Source organism: Pseudohalocynthiibacter aestuariivivens, from assembly GCF_018457175.1.
Lineage (GTDB): Bacteria > Pseudomonadota > Alphaproteobacteria > Rhodobacterales > Rhodobacteraceae > Pseudohalocynthiibacter > Pseudohalocynthiibacter aestuariivivens.
On sequence record NZ_JAGFNU010000004.1, the window covers coordinates 33,003 to 43,421 of the forward strand.

The 10,419-nt window shown below is 52.9% G+C and carries 8 protein-coding genes; 4 read left to right on the top strand and 4 right to left on the bottom strand.

The genetic code is table 11. The annotated features are described in order from the left end of the window. Positions 1–163: 163 nt before the first annotated feature. Positions 164–1,165, top strand: coding sequence for a KpsF/GutQ family sugar-phosphate isomerase (locus tag J4E70_RS07575; RefSeq protein ID WP_213888497.1), 1,002 nt, complete (start codon positions 164–166; stop codon positions 1,163–1,165). A 3-nt stretch (positions 1,166–1,168) separates the two neighbouring features. Here the strand turns inward: J4E70_RS07575 and kdsA are convergent, their stop codons facing one another. From kdsA to J4E70_RS07595, 4 genes are all read right to left on the bottom strand, one after another. After that, positions 1,169–1,996 carry a 3-deoxy-8-phosphooctulonate synthase gene (gene kdsA / locus J4E70_RS07580; RefSeq protein ID WP_213888498.1) on the bottom strand — a complete coding sequence of 276 codons (828 nt, stop codon included), beginning with the start codon at positions 1,994–1,996 and terminating at the stop codon, positions 1,169–1,171. Beyond that, complete coding sequence (locus tag J4E70_RS07585; RefSeq protein WP_213888499.1) at positions 1,993–2,799, bottom strand: 3-deoxy-manno-octulosonate cytidylyltransferase; 807 nt, start codon at positions 2,797–2,799, stop codon at positions 1,993–1,995. The genes kdsA and J4E70_RS07585 overlap by 4 nt, the downstream gene beginning before the upstream one ends. Positions 2,800–2,894: 95 nt before the next feature. After that, positions 2,895–6,140, bottom strand: coding sequence for a translocation/assembly module TamB domain-containing protein (locus J4E70_RS07590; protein WP_213888500.1), 3,246 nt, complete (start codon positions 6,138–6,140; stop codon positions 2,895–2,897). After that, on the bottom strand, positions 6,137–7,954 hold the full coding sequence (locus J4E70_RS07595) for an autotransporter assembly complex protein TamA (protein ID WP_246531666.1): 1,818 nt from the start codon (positions 7,952–7,954) through the stop codon (positions 6,137–6,139). Before J4E70_RS07595 ends, J4E70_RS07590 begins: the two co-directional genes overlap by 4 nt. 243 nt (positions 7,955–8,197) lie before the next feature. On the opposite strand from J4E70_RS07595, the gene J4E70_RS07600 reads away from it, so the two are divergent. Genes J4E70_RS07600 through J4E70_RS07610 form a run of 3 tightly spaced genes read left to right on the top strand, consistent with a single transcriptional unit; the run spans position 8,198 to position 10,418 of the window. Beyond that, entirely contained in the window at positions 8,198–8,902 is a 705-nt protein-coding gene (locus tag J4E70_RS07600; protein WP_213888501.1) for an ABC transporter permease, read from the top strand. Next, positions 8,896–9,612 carry an ATP-binding cassette domain-containing protein gene (locus J4E70_RS07605; protein WP_213888502.1) on the top strand — a complete coding sequence of 239 codons (717 nt, stop codon included), beginning with the start codon at positions 8,896–8,898 and terminating at the stop codon, positions 9,610–9,612. Before J4E70_RS07600 ends, J4E70_RS07605 begins: the two co-directional genes overlap by 7 nt. Continuing rightward, complete coding sequence (locus J4E70_RS07610) at positions 9,609–10,418, top strand: ABC transporter substrate-binding protein (RefSeq protein WP_213888503.1); 810 nt, start codon at positions 9,609–9,611, stop codon at positions 10,416–10,418. Before J4E70_RS07605 ends, J4E70_RS07610 begins: the two co-directional genes overlap by 4 nt. The last annotated feature ends 1 nt before the right edge of the window (position 10,419 follow it).

Consider the following 10,419-nt stretch of genomic DNA (forward strand, 5'->3'; position numbering starts at 1 on the left):
TTGCATTTCTTTTCGCTTTAGACTCGAAACAATAAAGCAGCGTTGTTTGCGAACCACGTCATTCAGCGCTTGAGGAAGGGGGCGCGCACGAGGCATATTGTGCGCAACAGTCGCGGCAAGGCCAAATGCCCGAAGGACGCCAGTAAAGGCAAAGAGGCAAGCAATGTTAGAAAAAATAGACCCACTCCAATCTGTTCTGGCATCGCTCAGATGTTTTCAGGACGGGCTGGAACAAATGCAGGCGGAGCTCACAAAAAACGGCAATGGTGACGTAATCTCCGATACGGCGCGCCTGATCCTAGAAATGAAGGGGCGGCTGATCCTGTCTGGCGTTGGGAAAAGTGGCCATATCGCGCGCAAACTTGCTGCAACATTTTCTTCAACCGGCACCCCTGCCTATTTCGTGCACCCGGCTGAAGCCAGCCATGGTGACTTGGGTGTCATACAGGACAATGACGTCGTTTTGTTGATGTCATGGTCTGGTGAAACCCGCGAACTTTCAGATGTTGTTGCCTATTGCGCGCGCTTTGATGTTCCCATGATTTCGATCACAGGAAATAGCGAAAGTACGCTCGCACGTAAAACGCAGTACCCAATCATCCTGCCCCACGCAGAAGAGGCATGCCCGCACAATCTGGCTCCCACAACATCAACATTGTTGCAATTGGCTATGGGCGACGCCTTGGCAGTTACATTGCTTCGGATGCGCGGTTTTTCCGAAGAAAGTTTTCGGAATTTTCATCCCGGCGGCAAGCTCGGTTCCGTGCTGCAGCCAATCAGTGAGCTCATGTTTAAGGGTGATCAGCTACCACTCGTCGAAATGGATGCACCTATCATCGAAGTCATCTCTGAAATTTCAAACAAAGGGTTTGGCATCGTCGGGATGCGAGACGTGGGTGGTAATCTGGTTGGTGTCATCACGGATGGCGATATCAGACGCTACCTTGAAAGCAATGCCTCTGGCACAATGAAGTCAGTGATCTGGAAGGCCACAGCCGCAAGCCTGATGACACCGGGCGGCGTGAGACTTGAGCCCGAGCGGCTAAGTGCGCGCGCCCTGAATATCCTGCAAAAAAACAAGATTTCTGCTGCTTTTGTTGTTGAAGACAGCAAGCCGGTCGGGCTTGTCACAGTATTACAGCTTCTGCAACGTGGTGTCGCCTGACCCTCAGCTGACTTCTGCTTTCGTCAAATTATCAATCGCCTTCAGGCGCTTCAGCATTGCTGCCATCTGATCGAGCGGCATCATGTTTGGCCCGTCGCTTGGCGCGTTGTCAGGGTCAGGGTGCGTTTCTATGAACAGAGCAGCACAGCCGACTGCAATTGCCGCGCGTGCAAGCGGCGGTACAAACTCTCTTTTCCCGCCAGATGATGTGCCCTGTCCACCCGGAAGTTGCACCGAGTGTGTTGCATCAAAAACCACCGGATATCCGGTATCTGCCATGATCGGCAGGCTTCTGAAATCACTGACCAGCATGTTGTAACCAAAGGATGTTCCACGGTCCGTCAAAAGTATGCGGTCGTTCCCGGTGCTGGCAATCTTGTCAGCAACATTGCCCATATCCCAGGGTGCGAGGAATTGTCCCTTTTTCACGTTTATCGCTGCCCCGGTTTCCCCCGCTGCAAGCAGCAGGTCGGTCTGACGGCACAGGAATGCTGGGATTTGCAGAATATCAACGGCTTCGGCCGCAACTGGGCACTGCTGCGCACTATGTACATCGGTCAGGGTCGGGCAGCCAAATTCAGTGGAAATTTTTGACAGAATTGACAATCCTTCGTCGATCCCAAGCCCGCGTTTACCCGACAGGCTTGACCGGTTTGCCTTATCAAAACTGCCTTTAAAAACCAGCGGAATCGCAAGATCGCTGCAGATACCAACAAGCGTTTCAGCAATCTGACGGCTGTGACCAAGGCCTTCAAGCTGGCAAGGGCCAGCGATCAGCGCAAAGGGTGCAGTGTTCGAAAAATCCGCATTTCCGACGGTTACAGTTTTCATTCTTCACCTCTTTGCTGCAGCACAGCTTCGATCCGTTCAACATCAATCGGGTTGTTTAGTTCCCAGAAAACATGGCCGCGTGCATCTACCTCGACACAGCGTACTTTAACTCCACGCTCCAGAAACCGGAGTTGTTCCAACCCTTCAAGCTTTTCCAATGGACCTTCACCCCAGTTTACATATTCAGCCAATGTAGCTGGTCGATAGGCATAGGCGCCTACATGATGAAAGACGGGTGTTTCAGCTTCATCCGCATAGTCGCTGTCGGTATATGGGATCACTTCTTTCGAAAAATAGAGTGCGTCTCGCGTTTTATCGAATACCGCAGTGGTGCCACCAACCTGATCATTTCGGCGGTCCTCACGGAAATTGGACAGGGTCTGACCGTCGCACCGCAAAACGGGCGTTGCCATCTGGACAGACACATCAGCCCGCATTTCATCAATCAGAGCTGTTAAAAACCAATGTGGGGTCAGCGGGGCGTCACCCTGAAGATTTACAACGATATCAGGAAGCTGCGAAAGGTCTTTAAGTGAATCTGCCACCCGCTCTGTTCCGTTGACGCAGGCGTCCGAAGTCATCAGAACTTCGGCGCCGAAACCGCGCGCGGCCTCTGCAATACGCGCGTCGTCTGTAGCAATATAAACAGCGGCAACACTTGGCACCTGCATCGCGGTAATCCAACTGCGTTCAATCAGGGATTTTGACTTACCTGTTGCCCCTACCAGCGGTGCCAAGGGCTTTCCTTGGAACCGGGTCGACGCATAGCGGGCGGGGATTACAATAATAACATCTTTGCTCATGCCACGGTGATGGCTTATCCAGACGACGAGTCCAAGCTTTTTGTCGCGCGAGTTTGCATTTATTGCGGCATTGCGCTGACAAGGCGAACTTTACGCTAGTAGTCTCGCTCGAAAAATACACCCATGCTGGTGTTACCATCTTGCCCAAGCCCACCTTTGACGGTCAAAGCCGGGGAAATATCCAGGTTCAGGTTAATCTCGCTCGTTCCATCGCTGCCAATCGTCACGTCGGTATAGACGTTCTCGGAAATGTACTTCCCGGCACGTACTCCGGTGGTGCCTTCTTGGTTACTGGCAACATCAAGATCATCCAGACCAAACTTGTCCCTTAGTCGCGACACGAGCCCAACACCGCCCCGCCCGGATAAGGTTGCAACAGCAGACGCAAGCTGGGCCGCCTGAAACGGAGAAATTTCTGTTATAGCGCGTCCAAAGAAGAGCCTCGAGAGCACTTCGTCCTCGGGCAGTTCAGGTTGAGATGTGAAGGATATCGTCGGATCCGCAGCATTGCCTTCAACGATAACATTGACGGTAAACTCATCTGCAGAACTTGTCGCGACGAGCCGTAAGTAGGGCACAAATTCACCCTGCAACTGTGCATAACCTTCATCAAGTGTCAGGCGTTTTCCCAGAATGTCGAGCCGCCCCCGGATCAGATCAAACCGCCCTGACGGAATGAGGTTATCCGTTGTTCCGCCCAAGCGCAGCTCACCACCAAGTTCGACGTCAAGACCGCGACCACGAACAAATATGCGCGATGGCGCAGAAATTGTCAGATCAACCGGATAAGCAGCACCTCCACTGCTTCCTGCATCGTTGTCTAGCAATCCAGCACGGCGCCGCGTTTCCCTGACGCTGGCAGGTTCATTCACATGAACAAGCCCGGGCAAGTCGCCGCCCTCTGTAAATCCAGATGTTGGAACCTGTATTTCGGTCGGTCCAAGTGTCAAATCACCGGCAATCAGCGCGCCCCCCGTAACTGGCCCATTTACGGTCACAGCGCCATTGACGTTCGTCTGATAAAGCGCCGGATCTATCAATCCAACGCTGCGCAATTGTACCGCCAGTTCGCCAGCATATGGTGGCGTCAAAGATACCGGGCCATTCACTGAAAACTGACCGCCCGATGTGACCGCACCCGTTGAGTCAATTACCGCGCGGCCACCGGAAATCTGTGCGTTTACAGCGACGTTTGTTAGCGCCAACCGCAACAATGGGATCGACGCACGCACCGCTCCCGCCGTCGCCTGACCGGAAATTGACGACAACGCGAAAGGCCCGTCCAACCGCAGATCAAACCATGCGTTACCGTCAAGCGTGCGCGGCGTAATAAGTGGGTTTGCAAGCCCCAATGGCGCATTGCCCGCCAACGCAAGGTTGGCTGATTGGCCGTCAACGACAACGCCACCAGTAATACTTAGCACGGTTCCAGCAGGGCCATCGCCATTCGCATCGATCTGCCAGTCGCCACCGTTCCGGCTTGCCGTACCGTTCAGGCTAAGCGGGCCATTCAACCCTGAAACAAATATTCCGAGGTTGTTTAAACTTGCAGCATATCTGAGATCACCAGTCTCTGATCCTAGCTGGCCGGATACGCCTGCGGTAAGTTCCGGTGTGGCGATTTCAAACTGGTTAATTCTTAGACCCGTGGTATCACGCGCGACAGCTACCGATAGATCAGCCGTGCCGCGAAGCAAACGATCAACCTCTGACTGACCTATTCCAAGGTCTTGTGTCTGGCCTTTCAGTGTCAGATCAAAAGATCCGCCCAGCAGATCACCCTGCCCCGCCAAGTTAATACGTCCAGACCCCTTCAGCGGGCGACCAACAAGCAGAGAGAAGCGTGAAAGATCGCCAGATGTTAGAAGTATTTCCCCTTCCACATTAAAATCATCTTGCAGCCCTGCAAAGGCGGCCTGTCCTGAAATGGAAAAGTTATCGCCGTTTAAGATTACGTTGCGCAATACGACGGGTTCTTCCTGAATCCATTCCACCTGAGTGTCACCGGAAATTTCAGAACCCAGCGCAGCGGCCAAACCTTCGTCCCGCAGAATTAAACCGTCCGCACTGTAAAACACTTCGCTTGTCACGCGGCCAAGCGCTGTTCCGTCTCTTGCAAAAATCTTGCCTGTTGCAGCCAGCAACAGAGTTTCAGCTGTCAGATTTTCACTGACCAGCCCATCTAACAGAAGCGTTCCTTTCCAATCGTCATCATTTGCATGATTATATGCAAGATCAAGCGTAAGGCTGTCGACAAGCGTCTTGCTTCCTGAAAGTGGTAACAAAACAGGCGAACCCGATTGATCACTAATTTCTGCTTCTAACTCAAAACGTTCTGGCCAGCCCTCTGCCCCAATCGCGCCACTCCCTTCAATCGAAACGGAGCGCGCCTTCAAGGCCAGTGTGTCCAGCGTCACCCGCCCGTCGGTCAGCCGTTCACCGCGTAGTTTCAACTGGATATCCGAGCCAAAGAAGGACCGGTAATCAGGCGCGAACAACGGCGCAATATCACCACCTATCTCAGCACCAAACGCGTGGCCAAGATTTGAGCTGTCATTTTCATCCCGCAGTGCAACAATTGTAATCTGGCCGGTAAGTCGGGGCTCGTTGTCAGACAAGAGACTTATGTCGGCTATATAGTCATCAAGAGCTCCTGTTCCCTTAACAGTCATCGCAATCGCTGGCGTATCGGGAAGATTCAATAACGTTGAAACAATGCCGCCCTTGCCTTCGCTCAAAGCGACATCCAGGCTCAATTCGCGTGTCGCGTTACTATAACCACCCGCAAAGCGAAGCGTTCCGAGTTCACCATCGATCCTTGCAATACTGACTTCTGCGTCTCCAGCACCAGCATTTAACGAAAGACTCGCCTCTAACTTGACTGTCGCTTCGCGGCTCAGAACAGCGGCACCAAGAACCACGCGGTCTGCCTTGACCGCGGCTATTTCGACAGAAACTGGCAATTCCGGCAGTGTAAATTCTGTTGCTTCAGGGCTTGGTGTGGATGCGTCGGTCTTTGGAAAGCGAGGGAGCAAAATTTCGCGCGCACTCAGTGTGTTCACCTCAAGGCGACCACGCAAAAGCGCCGATTGATTCCAGTCTAACACCACATCGCGCAACGTGATCCAGACGCCACCATCATCTGCAATGGTGAGTTCTTCAATGGTGGACTCGGCGCTTAGTGAACCTGAAAAACCTTTGACGCGCACCTCACGCCCTGCATCAGAGAGATTATCTTCCAGAAACGCCGTCAGAAAATCACGGTCATCCTTGGTCTCTGTCTGCGCGAAAGCAAAACAGGGCAGCAGAAGCAACAGAACTATTGCGGCAAACCGTTTCAAAATGATTGTCCTATGCCAACGTAGATTTGCAGACCATTCCCAGTTCCCCCTACAGGTGCGGCAACGTCAAAACGTATCGGCCCGATGCCGGTGTTGTATCGCAGTCCAAGCCCGAAGCCACCGTGCCAATCCCCGTTACCGTCATAAAAGGAACCCGAGCCAACGTATCCCGCATCTGCGAACGCGACGGCGCCCAGTTTTTCGGTAAAGCTTGTTCGCAGTTCAGAGGAAAGGCCGATAAATGAACGCCCCCCGCGGCGTATGCCACCCCCAAGATTAACGCCAAGCGACTGATAAGACTGACCCCTAACAGTACCACCACCGCCTGAATAAAACAGGTAGTCAGGCGGCGAATCGATTACAGTCGGCCCTACGACCGAGCCAAGTTGAAAACGCCCTGCCAAAACAAACCGGTTCTCTTCACCAAAGCCACGATAAGTACGTGCATCAGTTTCAATCCGCAGGCCCGAGGAGGTTGTTCCAAATCCAACGAACGGGCGCAGTTCACCGGCCAGATAAAAGCCACTTGTCGGATTTAACGCATTGTCGCGCTTGTCCCATATGAGCGTGGCAGGCAGGCTCAGCAGATTGAAATCTTTTATTCCGCTGGTGTCGGTCACACGCGCATTGCGCACTTCAATCGCAAGCTCACCTTCAAGCGTGTCTGAAAATATCCGATGTGCACCAACACCAAAACCGAGGTTGTCAGATTGAAAATCCGGTTCGTCCAAGCGTTCTGCTTCTATCGTCACAAAGACAGAAGTATCAGGACCAATCGTCGCTGGCCTTTCATACCTTGCGCCAAAGCTATAATCTGTGCCACCCGTTTCACCGCCAATGCCGCTGATTTCGCCATCTATGCGCAGCCGTTCCGCACCGCCGAGAAGATTTCGGTGAAACCAATACCCAGACAACAACAGCCCTTCGAGTGTTGAAATTTCTGCGCCAACCCCGTAACGGCGCGGCTTTTCGTCAACAACTGCAGCCGTGATATCGAGTGTATTATTCGGCCCGACTGTTTCAGCTTCGCTCAATGCGACAGACCGGAACGTCCCGGTTCTGCGCAGCCGTATGGCGGCTGCCTCCACATCGTCCGGAGAAAAAACGGCGCCCTCCGGAAGACCTGCAATTGTTATGATACGTGATGTATGTACGTTACTTTGGCCTTCGACGAGAAGTTTGCCAAAGCGAAGCCTTGGGCCTGGCGCAACGCTAACATCAACCTCCAGAGTCTGTGACAAGTGATCTGCGCGCAAAGACTGGCGTTCAATATTTGCCTTTGCGTGCCCGATATTTCGCCATCCATCAATGACCGCGCTAACGGCATCACCCACCAGCGGGCTGTAGGCTGTCGCGCCTCTTGCAAAACCAGTTGGTAATTCGCTACCCCATGCAACCGGCCTTACCTGCGCGTCCCCAAACCGGAAAACCGGGCCCGGACGAATACGAACTTCTATCCTGCGAACCTCGGTCAACCGCTGAAATAGCGGGATCGAAGCTGCCTCGCGACCATCAATCAAGATGTTCACAGTCCCACTGTATCGCCCTTGCGTATAAAGTGCTGCAACCAGGCGCCCATAGTCTGCGCGCGCAGCCGCGACGAGATCTTGTGGGGCGGAAACCCCATCTCTCTGTGCAGCTAAAATCAAGGATGTCTCGCGAAGAACGTCTGTAACCCGTTCCGGCACATCCCCTGTTTCGAATAGGACGGTGTCCAGCGCTGCGGCAGGCTGAACAAACCCCATCGCCAGACAGACAGCAAAAGCACCGCTTTGCCATATCCTCGTCAGAGACCGTAAAAAATCGGCCATCATGGATATCACCCCAAAAACTCACCTTACTGATACGTCGCAACGCGTGGTCTTACCATACGGATTGTTACGTTATCTGAATATAGACGTCGGGTTCTGTATATCCTGAAAATCAAAGTTTTACTTTGTTTGACGTCAATCGAAACAGGTGTGTCGGATTGGGCTTTATCTTTTATTTTAACTTGTAGAATAACTTGGTCGGGATCATTGTGACCTTACATCAGAACAGAGTAATCGGCGCTTTAAATGAATGACATTCTGCAAGGATTAAGCGCCGCGTTTCGCCTTATCATTACCTTTGACGGTGAACTTGCAGAAATCACCCTGCGGTCGTTTCAGGTGACGCTAAGTGCAGTCGCCATCGGTTCGTTGCTGGGTTTGCCCTTTGGTGCATGGCTTGCGGTAAATCGCTTTAGAATGCGGCGTTACACGATTGCTGTGCTTAACGCCCTGATGGGGCTGCCACCCGTTGTTGTCGGGCTTTTTGTCTATATTCTGTTTTCACGTTCCGGGCCATTCGGCGTATTGGGGCTTTTGTTCACGCCAACGGTGATGATCATCGCGCAAGTGATAATTATAACGCCGCTTATTGCGTCTATCGCCCATCAGGCAATCCGGGAACTCTGGGCAGAATACCATGATCTTTTGCTGTCTCTGAACACAACGAAACGTCAAAGAATCATGACACTGATATGGGACGGAAGGCGCGCCTTGCTGACGGCAGCATTGGCTGGGTTTGGGCGCGCAATTGGCGAAGTTGGTGCGATCATGATTGTTGGTGGAAACATTGATCACGCAACACGCGTTCTGACAACCGCCATCGCGCTTGAGACAGGCAAAGGCGACTTCGCGCTCGCGCTTGGGCTTGGGTTCATCCTGATCGGTTTGGCCATCGTTCTTAACCTGGCAATCCACATTTTGTCGCGTACAGAACAGGGAGGAAGATGGTGAAATCAATCCTGCCTTTGGTGCTAACAGGTGCAGCGACCCGAAAGCGGGGCAAAACCCTTATCGGTCCCGTAGACCTGACGGTTGGGGCCAAAGGGTTTACCATTGTGATCGGGCCGAATGGGTCTGGTAAGACGAGTTTTCTTCAACTCATGCATGGCTTGGGGCGCGTTTCCAAAGGCGGTGTTCGCTGGAACGTTTCGCAAGCAGAGGCGCAACGACAACAGGCCTATGTCTTTCAGACCCCGATCATGATGCGCCGACGTGTCGTAGACTGTATTGCTTACCCGTTGCTTCTGACTGGAACGGGCAGAAAAGCTGCACGCGCGCGCGCAGCAGAATGGGCAACCCGTCTTGGTCTAGGCGAGGCGCTTGATCGCCCTGCAACGGTTCTGTCAGGGGGCGAAAAGCAAAAACTTGCACTCGCGCGCGCATTGATCCGCAAACCAGAAATTTTATTCCTGGATGAGCCCTGCGCGAATCTTGACGGTCGGGCAACCCGCGAAATCGAAACCATTTTACTGGAGGCGTACCGGGCAGGAACCAGAATCGTGATGGCGACCCATGATATGGGTCAGGCGAAGCGCTTATCAACAGAGATAGCGTTTCTTTACAAGGGTATGATCCACGAATATGGATCGGCTGAAACATTTTTTTCAGCACCCAAAACCCACGAAGCCCAAGCCTTTTTACGAGGAGACATATTGGAATGAGATTTTCTAAAATTGCGCTGGCAACCGCATTTGTCATGTCAGCATCAATCGCCATAGCAGAAGAAATTAAAGTTGCGGTAACGACTTCTTTTCACAACTCTGGCCTCTCAGATATCCTGTTGCCTGCAATCGCAGAAGATATCGGGCTTGACGTTCAGCTTTTGGTGGTTGGCACGGGTCAGGCATTACGCCTGGGTGAGGCCGGGGATGTTGACGCAATTCTCGTGCATTCCCGCAAGGCTGAAGACGCCTTCCTGGAGGCCGGGTATGGAACCCACCGACGCGAGATTATGTATAATGACTTTGTGCTGATCGGCCCCAATGACGACCCCGCAAAAATTGGTTCTGCCGAGAATGCGGCGTCTGCCCTGACGCTCATTTCCTATGCAGAAACGCCTTTCGTCAGCCGCGGTGACGACAGCGGAACACATAAGAAAGAGCGTGCGCTTTGGGCCAGCGCAGGTCTTGACGACAGTACATTTGAAAGCTGGTACCGTTCGGTTGGCGCAGGTATGGGCGCGACACTGAATACCGCTAGCGGCATGAATGCCTACGTCATGTCAGACCGGGCAAGCTGGCTTAACTTTGGTAACAAGGGCGATCTGGCTTTGCTGTTCTCGGGCGATCCGGTTCTGTTCAATCAGTACGCAATTATACCAGTGAACCCGAAGCTGCACACGCACGTAAAAAACGACCTTGCGAATGCTCTGGAGGAATGGCTGGTCAGTGACCGTGCGCGCGTTTTGATTGATGGCTACACAATAAATGGTGAAACGCTGTTCACCCACAACGCGGTGGCAGAGTAAG